Annotated in this window: 21 protein-coding genes; 10 read left to right on the top strand and 11 right to left on the bottom strand. The window is 73.6% G+C overall.

The window, feature by feature from the left end:
* Positions 1-2: 2 nt before the first annotated feature.
* Both ACIBF7_RS22345 and ACIBF7_RS22340 read right to left on the bottom strand, forming a co-directional pair.
* Positions 3-1,127, bottom strand: a complete 1,125-nt coding sequence (locus tag ACIBF7_RS22345) for a substrate-binding domain-containing protein (protein WP_271276950.1) — start codon at positions 1,125-1,127, stop codon at positions 3-5.
* On the bottom strand, positions 1,124-3,037 hold the full coding sequence (locus ACIBF7_RS22340) for a heparinase II/III family protein (protein ID WP_345482758.1): 1,914 nt from the start codon (positions 3,035-3,037) through the stop codon (positions 1,124-1,126). The genes ACIBF7_RS22345 and ACIBF7_RS22340 overlap by 4 nt, the downstream gene beginning before the upstream one ends.
* A gap of 108 nt (positions 3,038-3,145) precedes the next feature.
* Between ACIBF7_RS22340 and ACIBF7_RS22335 the strand changes: the two genes are divergently transcribed.
* The 4 genes from ACIBF7_RS22335 to ACIBF7_RS22320 are packed head-to-tail and all read left to right on the top strand — an operon-like array spanning position 3,146 to position 6,774.
* Entirely contained in the window at positions 3,146-3,844 is a 699-nt protein-coding gene (locus ACIBF7_RS22335; protein WP_271277909.1) for a polysaccharide deacetylase family protein, read from the top strand.
* A gap of 48 nt (positions 3,845-3,892) precedes the next feature.
* Positions 3,893-5,512, top strand: a complete 1,620-nt coding sequence (locus ACIBF7_RS22330) for an ATP-dependent DNA helicase RecQ (RefSeq protein ID WP_271277908.1) — start codon at positions 3,893-3,895, stop codon at positions 5,510-5,512.
* Positions 5,513-5,546: 34 nt separating this feature from the next.
* Entirely contained in the window at positions 5,547-6,395 is an 849-nt protein-coding gene (locus ACIBF7_RS22325) for an NAD-dependent protein deacetylase (RefSeq protein ID WP_271277907.1), read from the top strand.
* A 4-nt stretch (positions 6,396-6,399) separates the two neighbouring features.
* Positions 6,400-6,774, top strand: a complete 375-nt coding sequence (locus ACIBF7_RS22320; RefSeq protein ID WP_271277906.1) for a YchJ family protein — start codon at positions 6,400-6,402, stop codon at positions 6,772-6,774.
* Here the strand turns inward: ACIBF7_RS22320 and ACIBF7_RS22315 are convergent.
* The 5 genes from ACIBF7_RS22315 to ACIBF7_RS22295 are packed head-to-tail and all read right to left on the bottom strand — an operon-like array spanning position 6,771 to position 11,207.
* Positions 6,771-7,739: a branched-chain amino acid ABC transporter permease gene (locus tag ACIBF7_RS22315; RefSeq protein WP_271277905.1), complete on the bottom strand. Its 969-nt coding sequence runs from the start codon at positions 7,737-7,739 to the stop codon at positions 6,771-6,773. The two genes, ACIBF7_RS22320 and ACIBF7_RS22315, sit on opposite strands and share 4 nt — an antisense overlap.
* Positions 7,736-8,596 carry a branched-chain amino acid ABC transporter permease gene (locus tag ACIBF7_RS22310; protein WP_148033291.1) on the bottom strand — a complete coding sequence of 287 codons (861 nt, stop codon included), beginning with the start codon at positions 8,594-8,596 and terminating at the stop codon, positions 7,736-7,738. Before ACIBF7_RS22310 ends, ACIBF7_RS22315 begins: the two co-directional genes overlap by 4 nt.
* Complete coding sequence (locus ACIBF7_RS22305) at positions 8,593-9,252, bottom strand: ABC transporter ATP-binding protein (protein ID WP_397198038.1); 660 nt, start codon at positions 9,250-9,252, stop codon at positions 8,593-8,595. Before ACIBF7_RS22305 ends, ACIBF7_RS22310 begins: the two co-directional genes overlap by 4 nt.
* Complete coding sequence (locus ACIBF7_RS22300) at positions 9,249-10,004, bottom strand: ABC transporter ATP-binding protein (protein WP_148033289.1); 756 nt, start codon at positions 10,002-10,004, stop codon at positions 9,249-9,251. Before ACIBF7_RS22300 ends, ACIBF7_RS22305 begins: the two co-directional genes overlap by 4 nt.
* A gap of 3 nt (positions 10,005-10,007) precedes the next feature.
* A complete protein-coding gene (locus tag ACIBF7_RS22295) occupies positions 10,008-11,207 on the bottom strand; it encodes an ABC transporter substrate-binding protein (protein WP_397198037.1) in 1,200 nt (399 codons plus the stop codon).
* Positions 11,208-11,293: 86 nt separating this feature from the next.
* On the opposite strand from ACIBF7_RS22295, the gene ACIBF7_RS22290 reads away from it, so the two are divergent.
* Genes ACIBF7_RS22290 through ACIBF7_RS22280 form a run of 3 tightly spaced genes read left to right on the top strand, consistent with a single transcriptional unit; the run spans position 11,294 to position 14,793 of the window.
* On the top strand, positions 11,294-12,118 hold the full coding sequence (locus ACIBF7_RS22290; RefSeq protein WP_261808743.1) for a PaaX family transcriptional regulator C-terminal domain-containing protein: 825 nt from the start codon (positions 11,294-11,296) through the stop codon (positions 12,116-12,118).
* A gap of 50 nt (positions 12,119-12,168) precedes the next feature.
* A complete protein-coding gene (locus ACIBF7_RS22285) occupies positions 12,169-13,686 on the top strand; it encodes a long-chain fatty acid--CoA ligase (RefSeq protein ID WP_397198036.1) in 1,518 nt (505 codons plus the stop codon).
* Between the two features lie 6 nt (positions 13,687-13,692).
* The gene (locus tag ACIBF7_RS22280; RefSeq protein ID WP_148033286.1) at positions 13,693-14,793 is read left to right on the top strand and encodes a 5-methyltetrahydropteroyltriglutamate--homocysteine S-methyltransferase; all 1,101 of its coding nucleotides are present in this window, start codon (positions 13,693-13,695) and stop codon (positions 14,791-14,793) included.
* A gap of 206 nt (positions 14,794-14,999) precedes the next feature.
* On the opposite strand, the gene ACIBF7_RS22275 is transcribed toward ACIBF7_RS22280, so the two are convergent.
* Positions 15,000-15,467: a hypothetical protein gene (locus ACIBF7_RS22275; RefSeq protein WP_397198035.1), complete on the bottom strand. Its 468-nt coding sequence runs from the start codon at positions 15,465-15,467 to the stop codon at positions 15,000-15,002.
* A gap of 144 nt (positions 15,468-15,611) precedes the next feature.
* On the bottom strand, positions 15,612-16,676 hold the full coding sequence (locus tag ACIBF7_RS22270; RefSeq protein WP_397198034.1) for a cellulose binding domain-containing protein: 1,065 nt from the start codon (positions 16,674-16,676) through the stop codon (positions 15,612-15,614).
* A gap of 198 nt (positions 16,677-16,874) precedes the next feature.
* On the opposite strand from ACIBF7_RS22270, the gene ACIBF7_RS22265 reads away from it, so the two are divergent.
* Positions 16,875-17,096 carry an antitoxin gene (locus ACIBF7_RS22265; RefSeq protein WP_397198033.1) on the top strand — a complete coding sequence of 74 codons (222 nt, stop codon included), beginning with the start codon at positions 16,875-16,877 and terminating at the stop codon, positions 17,094-17,096.
* Positions 17,097-17,255: 159 nt separating this feature from the next.
* Here the strand turns inward: ACIBF7_RS22265 and ACIBF7_RS22260 are convergent, their stop codons facing one another.
* Together ACIBF7_RS22260 and ACIBF7_RS22255 are read right to left on the bottom strand one after the other, a co-directional pair.
* Positions 17,256-18,374 carry an acetamidase/formamidase family protein gene (locus tag ACIBF7_RS22260; protein ID WP_397198032.1) on the bottom strand — a complete coding sequence of 373 codons (1,119 nt, stop codon included), beginning with the start codon at positions 18,372-18,374 and terminating at the stop codon, positions 17,256-17,258.
* 12 nt (positions 18,375-18,386) lie between these two features.
* On the bottom strand, positions 18,387-21,647 hold the full coding sequence (locus tag ACIBF7_RS22255; RefSeq protein WP_397198031.1) for a glucodextranase DOMON-like domain-containing protein: 3,261 nt from the start codon (positions 21,645-21,647) through the stop codon (positions 18,387-18,389).
* A 130-nt stretch (positions 21,648-21,777) separates the two neighbouring features.
* On the opposite strand from ACIBF7_RS22255, the gene ACIBF7_RS22250 reads away from it, so the two are divergent.
* Positions 21,778-22,239, top strand: coding sequence for a TspO/MBR family protein (locus tag ACIBF7_RS22250; protein ID WP_397198030.1), 462 nt, complete (start codon positions 21,778-21,780; stop codon positions 22,237-22,239).
* 105 nt (positions 22,240-22,344) lie between these two features.
* Positions 22,345-23,118 (top strand): hypothetical protein, encoded by a 774-nt coding sequence (locus tag ACIBF7_RS22245; protein WP_397198029.1) that lies wholly within the window; start codon positions 22,345-22,347, stop codon positions 23,116-23,118.
* Positions 23,119-23,160: the final 42 nt, after the last annotated feature.

Genomic DNA, 23,160 nt, shown 5'->3' with positions numbered 1-23,160 from the left:
GGTCAGGCGGAGGAGGAGGAGCGCACGATCAGCCGGGGCTCGACGACCACGCGGTGAGCCGGTCGGTGCGGGTCCCGGTCGGCCAGGCGGGCCGCCAGCAGCGCGAACGCCGCACGCCCGATGGCCGCCTTCGGCGGACGCACCGCCGACAGCGGCGGGTCGCACAGCTCGGCCACCTCGTCGTCGTACGTGACCACCCCCAGGTCTCCTGGCACCCGCAGGCCGCGTTCCTGGCAGCGCTCGACCAGGCCGATCGCCTCCGGATCCGGATGGACGAGCAGCGCCGTGGTGCCCGTGGCGAGGCAGGCGTCGAGGATTTGGTCCAGGGCCGCCGTCCAGCCGGGATCACGCCGGTCGACCACGGTCAGGTCGGGGGCGCCCTCCAGGCCGAGCTCCTCGCTCGCCTGCCGCCACCCGCGCCGCACGTGCGGCGCGGTCGGGCTCTGCTCGGTGGTGATGACGCCGATCCGGCGGTGCCCCAGCGCGGCCAGGTGGCGCACGGCCATCGCGGCCCCGAGCGCGTGGTCGCTGACGACGGACTCCATGGCCTCCTGGTAGGGACCGATGGTGGCGGCGCGTTCGACGAGCACGACCGGGACGGGCGCCTGGCGCAGCCACCGCACCAGCTCCTCGCCGTCGTCGCCGGTGGTCGTGGGCGCGACGAGCAGCCCGTCCACGCCCACGAACTCCACCAGCCACGACAGCTGCCGCCGCTCGTCGGCCGCCTGGTAGGAGGCGCCGCGCAGGACGATCCTGGCCCCGGCCGCCGCCGCGGCCTGCCGGACGCCGCGGATCACGTCGGGCCAGTAGTAGTCGAGCGACGGCACGACCATCCCGATCGTGAGCCGCCGCGCCTCGCCGCCGTTCTCCTCGGGGACGGGCTGCGGCGGCGCGGCCCCTTCCGGCTCGCCGACGAGCGCGCCGCCGTGCAGCACGGCCCCGCCGCGCACCCGCCGGATCACCCCCTGGGAGGCGAGCAGCGCGATGTCGCGGCGGATGGTGATGGCGGAGACGTCCAGCTCCTCGGCCAGGTCGGTGACGCGCACCACGCCGCGCTGCCGCAGCAGCTCGACCACCTGGGCGCGGCGCTCGTCCGGCAGCGGCGCCGGCGAACCGGTCCCGGTCATCCCCGCACCCCCACCCGCACCAGGACCGACCCTTCGGCGGTGCCGGGCAGGGCCAGCTCCAGCCGGGTCAGCCGGTCGCCCCACACCGCGGTGAGCATCGGGTCGTCCAGCTCGCGCACGGTCAGCGAACCGGCCGCCCGCTCCGGGTCCCACGTGAGGACCGCGGCCCGCCCGCCGCCGGGCGGCCGCACCTCCACCTCCCCGGGCCCGTCCTGCCGCACCTCGCCGGCCAGCAGGAACCGCAGCGCGCTCGGCTCCCCGTCGCCGGTGAAGCGCCAGGCGTCCTCGATCGTCACCTCGCCGGACGAGCGGTCGAGCAGCGCCGTCCGCCACCACCGCTCCAGCCCGCCGACCGGGTAGGCGGCCGCGAGGTCCAGCCGTACCCGGAAGAGGCCGGGCTCGTCGGCCACCTCGACGTCCCTGGCTCGGTAGGACGCGCCCGCACGCTGCGGCGTGCCGCGGACCTCGGGCACGTTGTGCCAGTCACCGCGCATCGTCCAGATCGCGTAGCGGTCGGGCCCGAACGTCCGCGCCGTGTACGTGGGCCGCCCCGCGTCGACCACGGCCGGCACCCCGTCGACGGCCACGATCACGGAACCGACGTCGTTGTGGTTGTGGTTCTCCGCGTTGTGCCCGCCCTTGACCACGAGCGCGAGCCCCCGGTCGGTGCCGCCGGCCGCGCGCGCGACGCCCACCTGAGTGCCCGGCAGCCACGCGGAGGCGACCAGCGGCGGCCCGGCGGCCTCGGCCGCCAGCCACGCCGGGTCGCCCAGCGCGGTCATGACCCGCCCCAGCTCGGCGGCGGGGGAGACGGCGGCGGCGCGCTGGGCGGCCGCGTGGCGGACGCCGTCGGGATCGCCGACCCGCCGCGCCCACCGGTGGAGCACGTCCCAGGGCTGGCCGGCGGGCGGCCGCGCGCGGGCGTCGGCGACGTTCACGTACCACCCGCCGCCCAGATGCATCAGGTACGGGAAGCGCACGGTCGCGCGGACCACCGGCGCCCCGGCCGCGTCCAGCACCCCCGAGGTGGCGTGCGCCAGCACGTCGAGCGCCTCCAGCGCGCGGCAGGCGCCGTTCCACCAGTATTCGTAGCCCTCGTCCACCGACCCGTCGGGAGGCAGCGCCGCCAGATAGCGGTCGACGCCCTCGACGGCCAGCGCGACCTGCAGCGCCCGCTCCTCGCCCGGCTCGGCCAGGCGCAGCGCGGCGACCAGCACGTTGCCGCAGATCCACGGGCACCAGTTGTGCACGTGACCGTCGAGCCCGAGCCAGTGCCAGTCGCGCCGCCGGGTGAACGGCTCCAGCACCCGCGCCCGCACCTCGGCGCGCACCCGCTCGCGCACGCCGGGGAAGCGCTCGTCCAGCCGCTCGCCGATCGCCTGGTCGGCCCAGGCGAGCTGGGCGGCCACGTCGCCGGCGCCGAGGTCGAGGCAGGGGACGGCCGGGTCCGGCAGCACGGCGCCGCGCGGCCGGCAGGACTCCTCGTGCGCCGGCCAGCACCACGAGCTCTGCTCGCACAGCAGCACGATCCCGTCGGCGGCCTCGGCCAGCCACCCGTCGTCGCCGGTGGCCGCCGCCATGAGCACGGCCCGGGTCAGCCGGTCCTGGCGGTCGAACACGTTGCGCTCGTAGACCGTGCGGTCGCCGTCCTGGAAGTAGCGCGCGTACTGCGAGGCGAGCGGCTGCGGCCACGGCGAGCCGCGCTCGGCCTCCGCCCGCTCGCGCACCGGCTCCAGCGCCCGCCGCGCCGGCTCGCCCGCCAGGTCGGGGGCGGGCAGCGCGCGGCCGGGATCCAGCAGGACGCGGGCCAGCGCGCCCGGAGAGGCGGCCGCTCCCCAGAGGTTGAGCAGTGGGCCGGGACGGGCGGTCTCCGCGGCCCGGAGGGGCGGGCCGGTCGCCGTGTTCGTCATAGTCCCTCCTCGGGAGCCACCTCATAGTACCGATCGAACCTGATCGAAGATGATTCACCCGCGAACCTCCATGGAGCAAGTGATCGAACCCTTACACTCCTCTGGATCATGAAAAGAAAACTGTGGGTCGCCGTGGCGGCGCTCGTCCTCGTAGCCGCGTGGGGCTGCTACGAGCTGGTCAACGCACGCACGTTCCAGCTCGCGGGGAAGCTGGTCGACCGGGTGGAGACGGCGGAGAAGGTCGTCGCGCTCACCTTCGACGACGGTCCCGACGAGCACACGCGGGAGATCATCGACGTGCTCGCGAAGGAGCGGGTGCGTGCCACGTTCTTCGTCGTCGGGTCGGAGCTGCGCGCCCGCCCCGGGCACGCGGCCGCGCTGGTGCGGGCCGGCCACCAGCTCGGCAACCACACGTTCACGCACCGCAGGATGGTGTTCGTGTCCGGCTCGACCGTGGCCGAAGAGGTGGAGCCGACCGACGCGCTCATCCGCGCCGCCGGGCAGCGCGGCGACATCCCGTTCCGGCCGCCCACCGGCAAGAAGCTGCTCGCGCTCCCTCTCTACCTGGCCGAACGGGAGCGGGTCACGGTGATGTGGGACGTCGAGCCCGACTCGGGCCGCACCCCCACCGCGGAGCGGATCGTGGCCGAGGTCCGCGAGCAGGTGCGGCCGGGCTCGATCGTGCTGCTCCATCCCTGGTACGAGAGCGGCGCCCGGACCCGGGAGGCCATCGGCGGCGTCGTCTCGGGGCTGCGGGCCGACGGGTACCGGTTCGTGACCGTGGCCGAACTGCTCCGCCAGGAGTGAAAGCCGGAACCGAGGGGAAGAGGGGAGCCTTCGCGGACGGGAGGCCGGATGGGGACGAGCGCCGAGCGGCGGGTGGAACGGGTGGCCAGGGAGGCTCTCGGGCTGGACGAGCTGCGGCCCGGCCAGCCCGAGGCGATGGCGGCGCTGGCGGAGGGCCGCGACACGCTCGTGGTCATGCCGACGGGAGGCGGCAAGTCGGCCGTCTACCAGGTCCCCGCGCTGCTGCTGGACGGGCCGACGCTGGTGGTGTCGCCGCTGATCGCGCTCCAGCGCGACCAGGTGGAGGCGCTGCGCGAGCGTGACGAGCAGGCGGTCAGGCTGGACGCCGGCACCTCGAAGGGCGAGCGTGAGTCGTCGTTCGAGTCGCTGCGCGCGGGCGAGACCGAGTTCCTGTTCTGCGCGCCCGAGCAGCTCGCCAGGCCCGACGTGGTGCGCGAGCTGGCCGCGGCGAAGCCGTCCCTGCTGGTGGTGGACGAGGCCCACTGCGTCTCGGCCTGGGGCCACGACTTCCGGCCCGACTACCTGCGGCTGGGCGCCGTCGCCGACGCTCTCGGCCGGCCGGTCGTGGCCGCGCTGACCGCGACGGCCGCGCCCCCGGTGCGGGCCGAGATCGTCGAACGGCTCCGCATGCGCGACCCGCTGGAGGTGGTGTGCGGCTTCGACCGCCCCAACATCAGCCTGGAGGTACGGGGGACCACCGGCGACGGCGAGGACGTGGCCGAGGCCGTCGAGGCGCTGGCCAAGCCAGGACTCGTCTACACCGCCACCCGCAAGCGGGCCGCCGAGCTGGCCGGACGGCTGGGCGAGCGGGGCGTGCGGGCGGCCGCCTACCACGCCGGGATGCGGCGGGCCGACCGCGACGCCGTCCAGGAGGCGTTCATGGCCGGGGAGCTCGACGTGGTGGTGGCCACCAACGCGTTCGGCATGGGCATCGACAAGCCGGACGTCCGGTTCGTGGTGCACGCCCAGGTGCCCGGCTCGCTCGACTCGTACTACCAGGAGATCGGCAGGGCTGGCAGGGACGGCGAGCCCGCCGCGGCGGTGCTGTTCTACCGGGCGGAGGATCTGGGGATGCAGCGGTTCTTCACCGGCGGGCTGCCGGACGAGGACGCGCTGGCCGCGGTCGCCCGCGCCCTCGGCGAGGAGGGCGGGCGGACCGACCGCAAGCACCTGCGCGAACGGCTCGGCATCACCGCCCGCCGCGTCACGTCGCTGCTGAACCTGCTGGAGAAGGCGGGCGCGGTCCGGCTCGGCACCCGCTCCGTCGCCGCCGCCGAGGACGCGCCCGCCCCGGAGGAGGCGGCACGGGCCGCCCGCGAGGTCGCCGAGCGGCACCGGGAGGTGGAGCGCACCCGGCTGGAGATGATGCGCCGCTACGCCGAGACCCGCGACTGCCGCCGCGGCTTCCTGCTCGGCTACTTCGGCGAGCGGCTGCCCGGCCCGTGCGGCGCCTGCGACACCTGCCTGGCCGGCACCGCGTCCCACCCGGAGCCGGCCGGCGACGTCCGGTTCCCGATGCACGCCCGCGTCGAGCACGTCGAGTGGGGGCCGGGCGAGGTCATCCGCCGTGAGGAGGACCGGCTGACCGTGCTGTTCCACGAGGGCGGCTACCGCGAGCTGCTGCTGTCGGCCGTCACAGAGGAGGGCCTGCTGCGCGAGGCCGGGTGACCGGGCATCCCGCCCGGTCGTGCACCATGGAGACGTGACCGTAGCAGAAGGCACCGCGCTCGGCCGGCTGGCCGGGCTGGTGGAGTGCGGCGGGGTGGTGGTGCTCAGCGGGGCGGGCCTGTCCACCGAGTCGGGCATCCCCGACTACCGCGGCCCGACCGGCCGGTCCCGCAACGCCCAGCCGATGACCTACCAGCGCTTCGTCGGCAGCGAGCAGGCGCGCCGCCGCTACTGGGCGCGCAGCCACGTCGGCTGGCGGCAGATCGGCGCCGCGCTCCCCAACGCCGGGCACCGGGCGGTCGCCGCGCTGGAGCGGCGCGGCCTCCTGTCAGGCATCGTCACCCAGAACGTCGACGGGCTCCACCAGGCGGCCGGGGCGCGGCAGGTGATCGAGCTGCACGGAGGCCTGGACCGGGTGGTCTGCCTGTCCTGCCGCGAGCGCACCCCTCGGGCCGAGCTCGACCTGCGGCTGCGCGCCGCCAACCCCGGCTGGGCGGCCGACGCGGGGCAGATCAACCCCGACGGCGACGCGGTGCTCACCGACGAACAGGTCGAGGGCTTCCGGCTGGTCGGCTGCCGCTCGTGCGACGGCGTGCTCAAGCCCGACGTGGTGTTCTTCGGCGAGAACGTGCCGCGCCCGCGCGTCGAGCGGTGCTTCGAGCTCGTCGGGTCGGCGCGGGCGCTACTCGTGCTCGGCTCGTCGCTGGCCATCCGCTCCGGCCTGCGCTTCGTGGACCGGGCCGCCGCGCTCGGCCTGCCCATCGCGATCGTCAACCAGGGGGCCACGGGCGGCGACCACCACGCCACCCTCACCGTCGACGCCCCGCTCGGCGCCACCCTCACCGCTCTCACCGCGACCACTGCGCCGCTGCGGGCACAATAGGGTCATGCCCGCCACCTGCCACTGCGGCCTGCCCGCCGCCTACGCCGACTGCTGCGGCCGGTTCCACCGAGGCGAGGCCGCCGCCGCGACGGCCGAGCAGCTGATGCGTTCGCGGTTCGCCGCGTTCAGCGTCCGCGACTCCGCCTACCTGATGCGCACCTGGCACCCGGCGAGCCGCCCGCCCGGCATCGACCTGGAGCGGAAGACGCGCTGGGTGCGGCTGGAGATCCTGGAGAGCACCGGCGGCAGCGTCGTCCACACCGAGGGCACGGTCCGTTTCCGCGCCCACTACGTCCACCGCGGCAAGCCGGGCGAGATGGAGGAGCACAGCCGGTTCGTCCGCCACGAAGGCCGCTGGGTCTACTCCGGCGCTCTCTAGGAGGCCCGCCCCCGCCGCCCCGTCCGGTCCCGCCGGGTGAGCGCGGGCACCAGCCCCTGCGGCAGGAACAGCACGACCCCGATCAGCACCAGCGCGTACACCGCGTACGACAGCACGCTCGGCGCGTAGGTCGGCATCCCCGGCAGCGCGGCCAGCCGGTCGAGCCCCTGCACGAGCAGGGTGATCGCGCTCGCCCCCGCCAGCGCGCCCCACACCGTGCCCAGCCCGCCCACGACCGCCATGACGATGTACTGGATCGAGATCAGCACCGGGAACGACCCCGGCGCCACGTACCCGGTGTAGAAGCAGTAGATGCCGCCCGCCAGCCCCGCGAACGCGGCCGACAGCGCGAACACGACCAGCTTGTAGCGGCCCACCGGGATGCCGGAGGAGGCGGCGGCCGTCTCGCTGGTGGCCAGCGCGCGCAGCGCCCGTCCGGGCCGCGAGGCGATGACGTGGTGCGTGACCAGCATGACCAGCCCCAGCGCCGCCCACGTCAGCCAGGCGTACGCGGCCGCGCTGTCCATCTCCCACGACCCGATGCCGAACTGCGGGATGCCCTGCAGCCCGATGTCGCCTCCGGTGAACTCCAGCTGCCCCGCCAGCGACAGCAGGATGAGCTGCACCGCCAGCGTCGCGAACGCCAGATGGTGGCCGCGCAGCCGCAGCAGCGGCATCCCGATCAGCACCGCGAAGACGGCCGCCATCAGCGGCGCGGCCACCAGCCCCAGCAGCGGCGGGAACCCGTTCAGCGCCAGCAGAGCCGCCGTGTACGCGCCGACGCCGTAGAACGCGCCCTGCCCGAGCGAGACCTGCCCGGCGAACCCCATCAGCAGCGACACCCCGACGGTCACGATGGCCGCCAGCCCGAGCAGCACGTAGACGGCCAGCGCGCTGTCGTCGAGCACCAGCGGCAACCCCAGCGCGACGGCCACAACCAGAGCCGCGGCGGCGATCCTCTTCACACCGCCTCCTCATGGATGGCCGACCGGCGGCTCGCCTGCACGATCATGACCACGAGCATGAGCCCGAGCGCCACCTCCAGCTGGTGGGAGCCGTACCCGTACCCGGCGGCCATCGTCTCGGCCACCCCCAGCAGCAGCGCCCCGCCGAGCGCGACGACCGGGCGGGTGAGCGCGCCGAACACGGCCGCGGCGAACGCGTTCACGATCAGCGTCACGTCCGTGTCGAACGAGATCGGCCGCAGCGGCGTGATCAGCACCCCGGCGAGCCCGCCGAGCAGCCCGCCGAGGGCGAACGCCAGCAGCCCCATCCGCCGGGTGTCGATGCCGACCACGCGGGCCGCGTACGGGTTGGAGGCGCACGCGGTCAGCGCCTTGCCCAGGTAGGTGCGCCCGAAGAAGAGCGCGAGCAGCACGAACGTGGCGGCGGTGACGGCGATGACGAGCAGGTGCTGCGTCTGGATCCGGGCCCCGGCGATCGTCACCGACCCGGCCAGCCCCGGAGCCGAGCGCGGCTGGTCGCCCCAGAGCACGATCTCGACTGCGTACGCGAGCACCCCGACCCCGAGCGTGATGATCAGCGACGACAGCGGCGTGGTGCCCGGCCGGCCGATCGCGGCCAGCCCGGTCAGCAGCCCGGCCACGCCGGCCAGCAGGACCGCCGCCGCCTCGCTCACCCCGTGCGGCACCCCGAGCCCGAGCAGCGAGGACGTGCACAGCCCCGCGACCACGGCGAACGTGCCCTGCGCGAAGTTGACCACCCCGGTCACCCGGTGGATGGCGACCAGCCCGCTGGCGATGAGCGCGATCGCGCACCCCACGGCCAGCCCGTTCAGCAGGTACGTCAGGAACGCGCTCATGTGATCGCCCCGCCCAGGTAGGCGCTGGCCACCCGCGGGTCGTCCGCCAGCTCCGCGCACGCCCCCTCCGCACGCACCTGCCCCGATTCGAGCACGTACGCGCGCGAGCACAGCTCGAACGCCAGCCGCGCGTTCTGCTCGATGAGCAGCACCGCCAGCCCTTGCTCCCGGTTGAGCGTGGCCAGGTGGGCGGCCAGGTCGGCGGTGATGTTCGGGGCCAGGCCGAGCGACAGCTCGTCCACCACGAGCACCTGCGGCCGGGACATCAGCGCCCGCCCGACGGCCACCATCTGCTGCTCGCCGCCGGACAGCACGCCCGCCCGCCGCCCGGCCAGCTCGGCCAGGCGCGGCAGCAGGTCGTAGACGGGGGCCGGGTCGCGCTGCCCGGAACGCCAGCCGCCCAGCGCCAGGTTGTCGGCCACCGACATATCGGGAAAAAGCTGGCGGCCCTCCGGCACCAGCGCCAGCCTGCCCTCCACCCGCACCGTGCCCGACGCCGGAGTGAGCAGCCCGGCCAGCGTGTTGGCCAGCGTCGACTTGCCCGCCCCGTTCGGGCCGAGCAGCGCCACCATCTCGCCCTTGCCCACCGCGAGCGTGACGTGGTCGAGCGCGATGGCCGTGCCGTACGAGACCACCAGGTCCGTGACGTCGATCATGAGGCCTGTCCGAGGTAGGCGGCGAGCACGAGCGGGTCCTCGCGGATCTCGGCCGGCGGGCCGTCGGCGATGACCCGCCCCAGGTCGAGCACCACGACGCGGTCGGCCAGCCGGGTCACGAACCCCACGTCGTGCTCGATGAGCAGGATCGTCAGCCCGTCCGCGCGCAGCTCCTCCACCAGCGCGGCCAGCCGTTCCCGCTCGTGCCCGCGCAGCCCGGAGGCCGGCTCGTCGAGCAGCAGCAGCCGGGGCCGCGCGCACAGCGCGCGGGCCAGCTGCAGCGCCCGCTGCTGGCCGATCGGCAGCCGGTCGGCCGGCCGTCCCGCCCACTCGGCCAGCCCCACCCGCGCCAGCGCCGCGTCCGCCTCGCGGCCGATCTCCCGCTCGTCGCGCCGGTGGCGGGGCAGCCGCAGCGCCGCCGACACGAACCCCGACCGGGTACGGCCGTGCATGCCGACCATGACGTTCTCCCGGACCGTCATGCCGCGGAACACCCGCGCGCCCTGGAAGACGATCGACATGCCGAGCCGGGCCCGTCGGTGCGGCGCCAGCCGGTCCACCCGGTGCCCGAGGAAGGCGATCTCCCCGTGGTCGGCCGCCAGGTGGCCGGTGACGAGGTTGAACAGCGTCGACTTGCCCGCCCCGTTCGGCCCGATGATGGCGCACAGCTCGCCCTCGGCCACGGCGAGCGAGACGTCCCGCACGGCGTAGACGCCGCCGAAGGAGCGCGACACCCCGGTGACCGCCAGCACCCGCTACCCCAACCCGGCGACAGTCTTGGTCAGCTGCTCCCGCGCCCACTCGGTCGGCACGAACGCGCCGTCCTGGACCGTGTTGACCGAGATGTACTCGGGCGTCAGGCCGGAGTGGTCGGTGGGGGAGTAGCGGAAGCGGCCGTTCGGGGTGATCAGGTCCATCGTCTCCAGCGCCTGCTGGACCTTCTCCTTGTCGGTGCCGCCCGCCTTCCTGATCGCCTCGAACAGCAGCAGGCTCGCGCTGTAGCCGTCCTGCGCGAACTGCGGCGGCGGGTAGCCGTGCTTCTCCTGGTAGGGCTTCGCCATCTGCTCGATGACCTGCTTCTGCTTGCCGTCCGGCAGGTGCTCGCCCACCACGCCGATCGCGCTCTGCACCGTCATGCCCTCGGCGGCCTCGCCCATCGGCTCCAGCCACAGCTTGCTGGCCTGCGACGCGGTCAGGAACAGCGGCGTCTTCAGCCCGGACGCCGCGTACTGCTTGGCCGCGGTCACGCCCGGCGCGCCCGAGCCCCAGAACACCAGCGCCTCCGCCTCCGAGTCGCGCACGTGCTGGAACACCGGGCTGAAGTCGGCGGTGGTGGTCTCGTACGGCTCGTCCACCGCGATCGTGACCCCGTACTTCGGCGCCAGCGCGACCATGGACTCGTGCCCGGAGACCGAGTAGGCGCTCTTGGAGTCCCAGGCCACCGCGATCGTCTTGATGCCCTCGGCCTGGATGTACTGCAGGTAGCGCTCGGCGTACATGCTCGACAGCGCGGGCGTGACGAAGATGTACGACTTGATCGGCTCGACCTGCTCGACGGCCGGGGCCAGTGACAGGTAGGGCATCTTCTCGCGCTGCGCGAGCGGCTCGATGGCCAGCGCCGAGTTGGAGAACACCGGGCCGATGAGCGCGTCGATCTCGCCCTTGATCTGGTTGTAGGCCACGATGCCCTGGTCCGGCGCGGTCTTGTCGTCCCGCACGACCAGCTCGACCTGCCGCCCGAGCAGCCCGCCCTGCGCGTTGACCTGCTCGACGGCCAGCTCGACCGCCTTCTTGTCCTCGCTGCCGAGCGGCGTGTAGTTGCCGGTGAGCGAGACGATGAGGCCGACCCGGATCGGGTCCTGGGCGCCGGAGCCGCCGCCACCACCGCCGCCGTTGCCGCCGCACGCGGCGAGCGCCACGGCGAGACTTGCCAGGAACGGTAGAAGCTTGCGCATCAGGACCTCCTGGTGGGAGTGGCCCGAATGTAGGCAGGTACATTACGGCTGTCAAGACAATGCCTAACATTGCGGCGGAGCGGGCTGTGGTGGAACGGGACGGCGGCGTGCGGCCGCAATCGGTGATCCTGACCTTTCTCGGCGATCACGTGTACGGCCGACGCTCCTGCGTGTTCTCCGGCAGCTTCATCGAGGCGTTCGGCCGGGTCGGCATCTCCGAGGAGGCCACCCGGTCCACCCTCACCCGGATGGTCCGGCGCGGCCTGCTGCGCCGCCAGCGCGCGGGGCGGCGCATGTACTTCGGGCTCACCCCGACCAGCGCCGAGGTGCTCAAGGACGGCGAGCGGCGGATCTGGCACACCGGCGTGGTCAACGACGCCGCCGGCGACCGGTGGACACTGGTCGGCTTCTCCCTGCCGGAGTCGTGGCAGCGGCAGCGGCACGAACTGCGCTCGCGGCTGATCTGGGCCGGGTTCGGCCCGTTGCAGAACGGGCTGTGGATCGCTCCAGGCGAGGTCGACGCCTCCGGCCTGATCGACGACCTGGGCGGCGTGAAGGTGTTCTCCGCCGAGCCCCGGCATCCCACCGACATGCAGGCGCTGGTCGCCGACGCCTACGACCTGGCGGGGCTGGGCCGGCGCTACGAGGGGTTCCTGCGCCGGTGGGACCGGCCCGATCCGGTGCCGGCCGCGCCGGACGACCTGGCCCGATCGCTGCTGCTGCTCACCGAGTGGCTGCAGATCATCAGGACCGACCCCCGGCTGCCGCTGCGCCACCTGCCGCCCGACTGGCCCGCCGAGAAGGCCCAGCGGCTCTGCCACGCGCTGCACCGGCGGTTCAAGCCGGAGGCGACGGCGATCGCCGACGAACTCCTCGACACCGTTCCCGATCTATGTTGGGCAGAACCGTGACAGCCGTTGCATAGTGGCCTAACTTGATGGCGAGAACGTCGAGGAGCGCGATGCGGAATCAGGGGCTGGGCTCGTGGCCGGCACGCAGGACCCGGATGACGCCCGACGGGGTGGCTCTCACGTACCGGGATGACCGGCGCACCTACCGCGAGCTGGCCACGCGGGTGGACCGGCTCGCGTCGGCGCTGCGCGCGCTCGGCGCGCGGCGCGGCGACCGGATCGCCTACCTGGGCGCCAACCACCCGGCGCTGGTCGAGACGTTCTTCGCGGCCGGGGCGCTGGGCGCGGTCTTCGTGCCGCTCAACACCCGCCTGGCCGCGCCCGAGCTGGACTACGTCCTGCGCGACGCGGGCGCGGAGATCCTGCTGCTCGGCGAGGGCCACGACGGCGCCGGGCTGCCCGGTCGGCACATCGGGGCGGGGGAGTACGAGGACCTGGTGGCCTCGGGCGACCCCATGCCGCTCGACGAGCCCGTGGCCCAGGACGACATGTGCCTGATCATGTACACCTCGGGCACCACCGGGCGGCCCAAGGGCGCCGTGCTCACCCACGCCAACCTCATCTGGAACACCTTCAACCTGCTCGTGGACGTGCCCTTCCGGCATGACGAGGTGACGCTGATCAGCGCCCCGATGTTCCACATCGCCGCGCTCGCCCAGACACTCGTCCCCACCGTGCTCAAGGGCGGCCGGGTCGTCCTGGAGCCGTCCTTCGACGTCGGCCGCACCTTCGACCTCGTCGAGGCCGAACGCGTCACGGTCATGTTCGGCGTGCCCGCCATGTTCACCTTCCTCGCCCAGTCGGACCGCTGGCCGCACGCCGACCTGACGAGCCTGCGCCACCTGTTGTGCGGCGGGGCCCCGGTGCCCGAGCCGCTCATCCGCCTCTACCAGGACCGCGGGCTCACGTTCCTCCAGGGCTACGGCATGACCGAGACCGCGCCCGGCGCGCTGTTCCTGGCCGCCGAGCAGTCGATCGCCAAGGCGGGCACGGCCGGCGTCCCGTGCTTCTTCTCCGACGTCAAGCTGGTCGCCCCCGACGGCTCTCCCGCCGCGCCCGGCAGTCCGGGCGAGGTGTACGTGCAGGGCCCGAACGTCACGCCCGGTTACTGGAAGCGGCCCGAGGAGACCGCCGAGGTGCTGTCGAACGACGGCTGGTTCCGCTCCGGCGACGTCGGGGTGGCCGACGAGGACGGGTACGTGCGCATCTCCGACCGGATCGGCGACATGTTCATCTCCGGCGGCGAGAACGTCTACCCGGCGGAGGTGGAGAGCGCCCTTTACAGCCATCCCGCGGTCGCCGAGGTCGCCGTCATCGGCGTCCCCGACGACAAGTGGGGCGAGGTCGGCAAGGCCCTCGTCGTGCTCCGCCCCGGCGCGGGCGCGCGGGCCGACGAGCTGATCGCCCACCTGTACGGGCGGCTGGCCCGCTACAAGATCCCGAAACACGTGGAGTTCGTGCCCGAGCTGCCCAGGAACGCGGCCGGCAAGCTGCTCAAGACCCGGATCAGAGCCCTTTACGGCGAGGCCGGCTCCGGCTCGCCCGATCCCCGTGACACGAGGAGATGACCCCGCATGCGCACCTCACCGCCGTTCCGCGCGGACCACGTCGGCAGCCTGCTGCGACCCCAGCGGCTGCTCCAAGCCAGGGAGACCCTGTCCGGGGAGGCGCTGCGCGAGATCGAGGACGAGGCGATCCGCGAGGTCGTGCGCAGGCAGGAGGAGATCGGCCTGCAGTCGGCCACCGACGGCGAGTTCCGGCGCGCCTCCTGGCACATGGACTTCATCTACCGGCTCGGCGGCATCGGCCAGGCCTCGGACGAGCACATCACGGTCCGCTTCCACAACGAGCGGGGCGACATCGAGTTCACCCCCGCCGCCCTGCGCGTGCACGACAGGATCCGGCTGGAGGAGCCGATCTTCGCCGGAGACTTCGCGTTCCTGCGCGACACCGTCACCACCGCGGTGCCCAAGCTGACCATCCCGTCGCCCAGCATGGTCCACTACCGCGGCGGGCCCGCCGCCATCGACCCGGACGTCTACCCGGACGTGGAGGAGTTCTGGGCCGACCTCAGCGCCGCCTACGCCGAGCAGGTGCGCCGCATCGGCGAGCTGGGCTGCACCTACCTGCAGTTCGACGACACCAGCCTGGCCTATCTGAACGACCCCGCCCAGCGCGCCGAACTGGCCGGACGCGGTGACGACGCCGATCACATGCACCTGCGCTACATCAAGCAGATCAACGCCGCGCTCGCCGCCAAGCCCGAGGGCATGACCATCACCACCCACATGTGCCGCGGCAACTTCCGCTCCTCGTGGGCCGCCGCCGGGGGCTACGACTTCGTGGCCGAGGCGCTCTTCTCCGAGCTGGCCGTCGACGGGTTCTTCCTGGAGTTCGACGACGAGCGCTCGGGCGGCTTCGAGCCGCTGCGGTTCGTGCCGCCGGGCAAGATGGTGGTCCTCGGGCTCGTCACCACCAAGCGTGGCGAACTGGAGTCGAAGGACACCCTCAAGCGCCGCATCGACGAGGCCGCCAAGTTCGTCGACCTCGACCAGATCTGCCTCTCGCCGCAGTGCGGCTTCTCCTCGACGGTGGAGGGCAACGTGCTCACGTCCGACCAGCAGTTCGCCAAGCTGGCGCTGATCGCGGAGACCGCCCGGGAGGTGTGGGGCTGACGGCCGGTCCGGACGCCCCCGTCGGCCCTTTTTTCGATGAGGGTACGGCTGGACGCCGTTATCTTCTCTGTGAACGAGAGGGTGTTCATTTATCCGTTTTTATTGGGATTAATTCCTGAGGTACTCCGCCGCCGGGCAATGGGCCGATCTGACCCGCACCCTCCCTGACCGGGCCCCGCCACCGGGGCCCGGTCTTCCCGCGTCCGTCAGAGGCGGGGCTCCGCGCGGTTGAGCACGACCACCACCACGGGGCGCCCGGCCTTCCCGGCGCAGGGGCCGGCGGCGTGTTCGGCGGGCGCGGCGAAAGGGCGGGCGTTGACGAGGCGCCCGCACTCGGGACCGTCGGACTGCCGGTCGCACGAGGGGCGGGCCGGGAGGCCGAGCGCGGTCATCAGCGCGTGGGCGCCGGTGTTGGTGAGGCTGACCGGAGGTCCTGCCACGGCCTCCGGGCGCGCACCGCGGGCGGCCTTGCCGCGCCGGGGCGGTGGCTCGCCCCTGGCCCGGAGCAGGCCGAGCATGGTGAGGAGCACGACGAAGCCGCCGATGACACCGGCGACCTCGTCGGCCGCGTCCGTGCCGCGCACGAGGACGGTGACGCCCAGATACACCAGCCCGACCGAGGCCAGGAGGGCGGTGAAGACCTTTATCGCTCGATTTTTACAGTTTTTCGGCATCGGAATCGTGTCTCGGCTTTCCCTTTAAGCGGTCGTTTCACCGTGATCTGACGAGGGTCAGCCGAGTTTCGCCGAAGTGTGGTCGTCACGATTCCGCAACGTTGAAAGTTGTACGAGAAATGCTGGGCGACATTTCGAGAAATGTCAGGTTGTCGAGCATGAAAGGGCGGGCGCGGTATTCGTGCCGTTCCATGACGCCAGGAAACCGAAACTCGTCGACCCGCCGGGGGAGAGGAGGGCGTTCCAGCCGACGTGCGTCACGGTCACGTTCGCGCCGGAGGCCGCCAGGGTGCCGTTCCAGATCTGGGTGACGCGCTGCCCGTCGGCGAACGTCCACGACACCCGCCACCCGCTCGTCGCGGCGGCGCCGGTGTTGGTGACCGTCACCTCGCCCTGGAACCCGCCCTGCCACTGGTTCGTGTTCCGGTACACGGCGGTGCAGCCGCCCGGCGGCGTGACGGTGGGGGTAACAGTGGGCGTGACGGTGGGCGTGACCGTCGGCTGCGGGCCGGACAGGACGTCCACCAGCGCCGGGTACCACCGGTCGGCGATCTTGCGGTCGCCCGCCGCGTTCGGGTGCACCCCGTCGTAGGTGTCGGCGCTCGTGCTGAACCCCGTCCACTGGTCGACCACCACCACCGGCGACTGCGCGGTGGAGATGCCCGCGGCCCAGGCCGGGATGGCGTTGTTGAAGGCCACGACCCGCTGCGCGCACTCGCCGCAGGTGTTCGGGTTCATCGGGATGATCTGCGCGACCAGGATCCTCATCGCCGGGTTGCTCGCCCGCATCTGACCCACCAGCGTGGTGAACGCGCCGAGGATGGTGGCGGGCGCGACGTTGCTCCACACGTCGTTCGTGCCGAAGTGCATCAGCACGACGTCCGGCCTGGTGGCCGCCAGCCAGCCCGGCAGCTGGTTCTGGCGGGCCACGTTGGTGACGAGCGCGCCGCCGTGCCCCTCGTTGTCGCCGTCGTACGCGACCGAGCAGCCCTGCGGAGGGAGGGTGCCGACGAAGTCGACGTCCTGGTAACCGGTGTCCTGCAGCCGGTTCCACAGCAGCGCACGCCAGCAGCCGGGGGAGCCGGTGATCGAGTCGCCGAGAGGCATGATCCGGGTCGCGGCGGCGCCCGCCGCGGTCCCGTTCGCGGCCACGAGCATCGCCGCCACCAACGCCAGCACCGCCACCAGGATGACCCGCGCCCTCGCCATCGCCCGCTCCCGTCGTCGCCTCCGCAGATCGTAAGGAGCCCGATCCGCCCCGGAAAGGCGGCCGGCCACCGCAAGGGCGTGACCTGCGCGGATGGGCGGGGAAGCGCTGTAACTTTCAGGATCCGCGCCGGTGGGGGAGGCCGTTCCCTCGTCCGGTTGACGGGTAAGGGGACACGGAGTCATCGGAAAGGGGGACTGATGATGAGCGGCATGGGCGACTGGGCCAAGAAGGCCGAAGACCTGGCCAAGAAGAACCCGGACAAGGCCGACGAGATCCTCGAGCGCGGAGAGCAGGCCGCCAGCGAGAAGACCGGCGGCAAGTACGACGAGCAGATAGGCAAGAGCGTGGACGCCGCGCAGCGCCGCTACGGCGGCGGCAAGGGCGAGGGCGAGGACCAGTCCGACCAGCAGCAGGGCTGACGACCCTCCGGGACCCACCCTTTCCACGGTGGGTTCCGGCCTGTCCGGGACCCCGGGAACGGGCCGTCACGGCGAGGAGAGCCGGTGAGCACTGTCACGGTCTTACCTGTATGGCTAAAAGGCGGACGGCGCTTCCCTCGCCGCCGTTGAGCGCGGAGATCACCGACCCGAGAAGATGTCCTCCGGCAGCAGCGCCGACACCAGGAAACTGGGCACGTCCACGAGCTGGCTGACCCGCAGGTCCACCGCCACGCTGCAGATCGCGTACGCCTGCTGCCTGTCGAATCCCCGCTCCCCGAGGTGGTCGATCATGTCCAAGAGGGCGTTGCGCGCCGCCAGGGTGAGGTCTTCGGCGGCCACCTCGCCGTCCCGGCTGACCGACATGCCGGTGGTGGCGTAGAAGGAGCGCGGGGCGGCGAAGGGGGCCGCGACCCAGTAGTCCGAGCGGGCGAACCGGGGCCCGCGGATGCCCTTGGCCGCGGCCTCGCCGGTGTGGACGGTGAAGCGGACGCGCAGGGTGGCGCGCATCTCGATGGCGGTGCCGCAGGTCTCGCTGTCGCCCTGGGCGTAGTGGGCGTCGCCGGCGGAGAAGAGGGCGCCGGGTGTGTCCACCGGGATGTAGAGGCGGCTGCCCGCGCCGAGCTGCTTGATGTCGACGTTGCCCGCCTGCTCGCGGGGCGGGATGGTGCGCAGGGCGCGGGTGGCGATGGCCGGGTCGCGGGGGACGGCGCCGTCGGCCGACGGCGGGAGGACGAAGCCGCCGCGCTCCATCGACGCCTGCTCGCGGGCGGTGGTCCTGGCGAGGCTCTGGTGACCGGGGGACAGGCCGATGGTGCCCATGAAGGGCGCGGCGGGGATGCGGACGCCCGGCAGGCCGGGGGAGTACGCCCAGCCGTCCGACAGGTGCCAGCGCACGATGTACGGGTCGGGGAACACGTCGCGGAGGAAGCCGAAGCCGGGCACCTGCACCGTGTAGCCGTAGGTGCCGGGCACGACCTCCAGGATCTCGATCTCCAGCAGGTCGCCCGGCTGGGCGCCGTCGATGTAGACGGGGCCGGTGAGCGGGTGGACGACGTCGAGGTCGGGGGAGCCGACGGTCTTCAGGGTGGCGCCGGGGCCCATCTGGCCGTCGAAGGCGTCGCGGGTCTCCATGACGACCTCGTCTCCCGGCTGGACACGCAGGATGGGCGGGATGTCGGGATGCCACCGGTTGTGGCCGGTGGCCGGCTCCTCGGCGAGGGTGCGGTTCGGGTCGATGCGGAGCTCGTGGACGGCCATGTCAGGACCCCCTCAGGGTACGGGGACGGCGAGGATGGTCACCGGGCCGGGCAGCGGGTTCAGCACGTCGGCCTGGGAGACGCCCGCCGGCAGGACGACGTCGAGCGCCTTCGGCACCGCGCCAGGGGCGGACGAGCAGATGGGCTCGGCGCCGCCGGGCGCGCACACGCCGAACTGGAACGGCTGCGGCGTGGGGGCGAAGCCTCTGGCCTGGTCGGCGCTGAAGCCGTCCTGACCGGTGAGCACGACGGCGAAGCGCCAGCCGGGGCCCGGCGTGCCGAACGACGCCCGGGGCAGCGCGACGGTGATCGTCCTGGTGGCGCCCGAGGCGCGCACCGCGGCGCCCGGCAGCGCGGTCCCGCCGGCCGTCACCCACACGGGCGCGGCGAACCCCTGCGCCTCCACCCGCTGCGTCCACGGGTCGGCGAGGCGGTGGTTGCGCTGCGGGAACGCGGCCTCGGCCGACCGCTCGGCCACCTGCGGGTCCTGGACGTAGACGTCGAGCAGCTGGGCGCCCATCTGGTTGCCGAAGGTCGGGGTGAGGTCGCGTACCTCGGCCCGGAGGTAGACGGTGGTCTCGTCGGTGATCACCTGGAAGCGGCGCAGGTCGAACGCGCCGTCGTGGAAGTCGGGCGAGGTCGGGTAGGCGTACGTGCCGGGCCCGTGGTCGTCGCCGTCCGGGTCGGTCACGTCGAGCACGGTCGTGGCCCCGGTGATGTCGCCGACGACCGAGCGGCGGGCGTAGGCGGTGCGGTCGTCCGCGGTCGCCGTGACGACCAGCGCGACCTCGCCGAACGAGACCGGCGCCGCGGCGGTGAACGAGCCGTCCGTACGGGCCCGTACCGACACCAGGCGGGCGGGGGCGCCCGTGTCGACCGGGGTGGCGGCGACGTCGACCCGCGCTCCCGGCGCGGTGGTGCCGGTGACGGTGACGGAGGTGCCGGAGGGGGTCGCGCCGTCCTCGGGGGCGGTGACCGTGAGCGGGACGGTTCCCGGCATGCCGCGGTCGGCGTAGCGGCGGCGGACCACCTCGGGCTGCTCCAGCGGGCGGCCCTCGGCCAGCGACAGGATCAGCCGCAGCTCCTGGGCCTGCGCCCAGGTCAGCGGCGAGGCCGAACCCGCGGGCCCGCCGGCTGTGAAGCCGATGGAGGCGGTCGCCGGGTCGGACCCGTACGGGGAGGCGGGCAGCGCGGGGTTCTCCCACGTCTGCTCGGGGACGAGGCCGGTGCCGGACGCCATGGCGTGCATGGCGTCCAGCAGCGATCCGGCGGCGGCCCGGTCGCCGGTCTGCAGCGCGTGCTCGGCGCGCTCGCCGGACAGGACGGGCCACAGGTGGCCGGAGCCGGTGTTCGTGGTGGGCCACGGGCTGCCGGTGGGCGCGCAGGCGGTCGGGTCGGGTTCGTAGCAGTCGCCGTAGCCGTCCTCGGTGCCCTCTGTGCCGGAGCCGTACCGGTACCAGCCGGGGCCGTTCGGCGTGGTCCGCCGGATGACCCGGTCCACCACCTGGAGGCTGGCCAGCACGTCCGGGTCGCCGGGCGGCAGGACGCCGAGCCTGGTCAGCTCCAGGAAGCCCGCGTCGACGACCCGCCGCTGGTCCTCGGTCGGCGCGCCGTTGCCCAGGTTGTAGGAGTCGGCGGCGTCCGGGTCGCCGTGGCGCGACAGCCGCAGGAAGTAGCGGTCCGCGTACGGGCCCGTCGTGGTCACGGTCCAGCCCTTGACCGAGCGGGCGAAGTGGTCGGCGGTCGCCCGGTAGAGCCTGGCCCTGGCCGGGTCGTCCTGCCGGGAGGCGATCTCCCCGGCGGCGACCAGCCCGGCGATCTGGGAGGCGATCGTGGACGGCGAGTGGCCCGACTGCTCCTCCCACCGCTCCACGCCGAACGCCGGCCCGTGCGCGACCACGAAGTCGGCCGCCGCCCGCACCCGGGGCCACAGCTTCCGGTCGCCGGAGAGCCCCGCCTGGTAGGCCATGAGGATCGGGAACGCCGTCTCGTCGAGCTGGTCGCCGCCCGAGTCGGGGGCGAGCCTCCCGTTGATCAGCGAGTTGCGCGGCATCCGGCCGTCGGGCAGCTGCTGGCGCTCGAACAGGAAGCGGGTCACGGCCCGCGCCGTGGCCAGGTCCCCGGCGGTGAGGAACCCGGTGAACGTCTCGTACGCGTCGCGGGCGAACACCTGGCGGTACGAGCCGAAGTAGACGGCCCGGCCGCCCACCACGGCGCCCGCGTCGACGGCCTGCCCCCACGGGCTGCCCAGCGAGGCGACGACCGCGCCCGGGAACGTCTTGTCCTCGCTGGCCTTGAGCACGTTCGCCGACAGCCGGTAGCGGTCGGCCAGCTGTCCCGGCGGGCGCCGCAGCCCGGCGTCGTAGACCGTCCAGCCCGCCTCGTACCGGGCCAGCGTCGCCGCGAAGGGACGCCCGGCCGCGTCGCCCGCGGTGCGCAGCGCGGCGGCCTTGGTGCGGCCGAAGCCGAGCGCGAACGTCACCTCGCCCGACCGGTCGAGCGGCAGCCGGGCCGCGGCCACCACGTTGCCGTCCGGGGCGGCGGTGTACGGGGTGAGCGAGCGTGCGCCGTCGAGCTGGACGGCGCCGTCGCTCCCGGTGCCCGCGTAGCCGACGCTCGCCTCCGGCAGCCGCCGCTCGGCGCGCAGGGCCAGGTGGGTGGGCACGGCGTAGTCGCGGCCGGGCGCGGATGTCACCGTGTTCACGTCGGAGACCACCGGCGCGCCGGTGGCGGCGTCGACCGTGCCGCTGTCGGCGCCGCCGTTCGCGGTCCCGCCGCCGCCGTTGCCGTTCACGCTCGCGTCCAGCAGCGCGTACAGCCGCAGGTTCGCGGGCCGCAGCCGGGCGCTGACCACGACGGCGTCCCGGTCCGGGTCGGTGACGTACGTGGTGGTCAGCCGGTAGCGGCCGGCCCTGCTCGTGGCGGTGACGGTGCAGGCCATGCCGGAACGGCTGGTGGTCACCTCATAAGTCGTGTCGCGGGACTGCAGCTCGGTGAACGTGCGGCCGTCGGTGACCGCGAACCGCATGGTCTCCACGTTCGTGTTGTCGATGGTGGGCTCGTACACGTCCGACAGCACGCCGCCCGCCACCGTGAACCAGACCTTGGACTCGCGGCCCGCGGACGTGCCGACGCAGTCCTTGCGCGCGAGCCCGAAGTGGGACGCCGAGCCGGGCCCGCCGGGCGCGGGGGCGGCGTGCGCGGGCAGCGGCGGCACCCCGGCCAGCGAGGCGGCGACGACCAGGGCGAGCGCGAACCGGCGGACAGCAGCCATGCGAAGCTCCCTCTGGAACCGCACGCGCCCCGCCCCGTGCCTGGTAATCCCCTTTGCAGACAAGACCGTCACCGCCCGCGTGTCAACCCCGCGGGTGAGCCGCCACGCTGACGGGGCAGGGGCGACCGTCATGAAGAAGACACTGCTGGCCACGGCGCTCGGCACCGCCGCCGCGGCCGCCCTGGGCGGGATCGCCACCAGATCGGGGCGGCCCTGGTTCCAGAAGCTCGACAAGCCCTCCTGGCAGCCGCCACCGGCCGCCTTCCCGCTGGTGTGGAACCCGCTGTACGCGCTCATCGCCTACGGCGGCGCCCGCGCCCTGGACCGGGCGGGCGACGAGCGCGCCGCCCTCGGCCGCACGCTGGCCGCCAACCTGGCGCTGAACGCCGCCTGGCCGGCGCTGTTCTTCGGCGTCCGCTCGCCGCGCCTGGCGTTGGCGGAGATCGTCGCGCTCAACGCCGCCAACGTGCTGCTCGTGCGCAAGGCCATGCGCGCCGACCGCACCGCGGGGCTGCTCCTGGTCCCGTACGCGACGTGGACGGCGTTCGCCACCGCCCTGAACGCGGAGATCGTCCGGAAGAACCCCGAGTAAAGATCAGTAGATTCAAACATTAAGTAGCCAATCCCTCACTATGGGTACTGATCACTTCGGATGATCACATCACCGCCCGCAGGGGGATGCATGTACAAGTACGCCATGACCGCACTAGCCACCGCCGCCACCAGCGTGCTGCTGGTGGCGGGTCCCGCGGCAGCCGAGGACGCCGGCCAGTGCGCCGGCTCCGTCCCGAAATCCGGCTCCGTGGGCGGCGTGACCGCTCCGGCCCACACCGCGGAGACCCAGCGGTTCGTCGAGAAGCTGGTCCAGGTGGTCCAGCCGGGCCCGGCGGCACCAGTGCTGGACGAGTCGGGCGCCAAGGCGCTGCTCGGCCAGCTCGCCTGCCAGTCGGGCGCCGACGGCCACGTCGCGCGGACGGCCGACAACGAGGAGGAGAACTGCATCAGGTACCGGGTGGGCCCCGGCTGGTCGCCGAACTGGCCGATGCTCGACGCCCTCGGCGTCAGGGATCTCATCGAGCGGTCGTCGGGCACCGCCTCGGTCTGCGTCGGCGACCCGTCGATGCTGCCCGGCACCACGGCCGTCCAGCCGCAGCCCGGCCCGCAGGCCGGGTCCGCTTCGCAGGCCCTGTCCGACGACCCGACCCCGGCCCCGGCCGCGCCGGGCGCCGACGCCCAGCCGCAGCCCGAGCCCCAGGCCCAGCCGCAGCCCGAGGCGCAGAACCAGCCTGAGGTTCAGCAGCAGGTCCAGGTCCAGCCGCAGGTCCAGTGGCAGGGCCGGGGGCAGCAGCGGGCCCAGGCTCAGGTGCAGCCGTACCAGTACTCGCAGGTCTACGTGCAGCCGAACGGGCAGTCGCTGATGGAGAGCCTCGGCATCGGCCTGCTGCTGCGCGGCATGGTCGACGACGACTGACGGCCGCGGCCGGGCGCCGGGTTCGGCGCACCCGGCGCCTGA

The organism is Nonomuraea sp. NPDC050478, assembly GCF_044458265.1.
GTDB classification, from domain to species: Bacteria; Actinomycetota; Actinomycetes; order Streptosporangiales; family Streptosporangiaceae; genus Nonomuraea; species Nonomuraea ferruginea.
The sequence above is the reverse complement of the archived record's forward strand: the minus strand, read 5'-3'. Positions and strand labels throughout refer to the sequence as shown.

Bases quoted from the DNA above. Each gene is read 5' to 3' on its own strand.
- ACIBF7_RS22345 (WP_271276950.1), bottom strand. From the start codon at position 1,127: ATGACCGGGACCGGTTCGCCGGCGCCGCTGCCGGACGAGCGCCGCGCC.
- ACIBF7_RS22340 (WP_345482758.1), bottom strand. From the start codon at position 3,037: ATGACGAACACGGCGACCGGCCCGCCCCTCCGGGCCGCGGAGACCGCC.
- ACIBF7_RS22335 (WP_271277909.1), top strand. From the start codon at position 3,146: ATGAAAAGAAAACTGTGGGTCGCCGTGGCGGCGCTCGTCCTCGTAGCC.
- ACIBF7_RS22330 (WP_271277908.1), top strand. From the start codon at position 3,893: ATGGGGACGAGCGCCGAGCGGCGGGTGGAACGGGTGGCCAGGGAGGCT.
- ACIBF7_RS22320 (WP_271277906.1), top strand. From the start codon at position 6,400: ATGCCCGCCACCTGCCACTGCGGCCTGCCCGCCGCCTACGCCGACTGC.
- ACIBF7_RS22310 (WP_148033291.1), bottom strand. From the start codon at position 8,596: ATGAGCGCGTTCCTGACGTACCTGCTGAACGGGCTGGCCGTGGGGTGC.
- ACIBF7_RS22305 (WP_397198038.1), bottom strand. From the start codon at position 9,252: ATGATCGACGTCACGGACCTGGTGGTCTCGTACGGCACGGCCATCGCG.
- ACIBF7_RS22295 (WP_397198037.1), bottom strand. From the start codon at position 11,207: ATGCGCAAGCTTCTACCGTTCCTGGCAAGTCTCGCCGTGGCGCTCGCC.
- ACIBF7_RS22285 (WP_397198036.1), top strand. From the start codon at position 12,169: ATGCGGAATCAGGGGCTGGGCTCGTGGCCGGCACGCAGGACCCGGATG.
- ACIBF7_RS22280 (WP_148033286.1), top strand. From the start codon at position 13,693: ATGCGCACCTCACCGCCGTTCCGCGCGGACCACGTCGGCAGCCTGCTG.
- ACIBF7_RS22275 (WP_397198035.1), bottom strand. From the start codon at position 15,467: ATGCCGAAAAACTGTAAAAATCGAGCGATAAAGGTCTTCACCGCCCTC.
- ACIBF7_RS22270 (WP_397198034.1), bottom strand. From the start codon at position 16,676: ATGGCGAGGGCGCGGGTCATCCTGGTGGCGGTGCTGGCGTTGGTGGCG.
- ACIBF7_RS22265 (WP_397198033.1), top strand. From the start codon at position 16,875: ATGATGAGCGGCATGGGCGACTGGGCCAAGAAGGCCGAAGACCTGGCC.
- ACIBF7_RS22260 (WP_397198032.1), bottom strand. From the start codon at position 18,374: ATGGCCGTCCACGAGCTCCGCATCGACCCGAACCGCACCCTCGCCGAG.
- ACIBF7_RS22255 (WP_397198031.1), bottom strand. From the start codon at position 21,647: ATGGCTGCTGTCCGCCGGTTCGCGCTCGCCCTGGTCGTCGCCGCCTCG.
- ACIBF7_RS22250 (WP_397198030.1), top strand. From the start codon at position 21,778: ATGAAGAAGACACTGCTGGCCACGGCGCTCGGCACCGCCGCCGCGGCC.
- ACIBF7_RS22245 (WP_397198029.1), top strand. From the start codon at position 22,345: ATGACCGCACTAGCCACCGCCGCCACCAGCGTGCTGCTGGTGGCGGGT.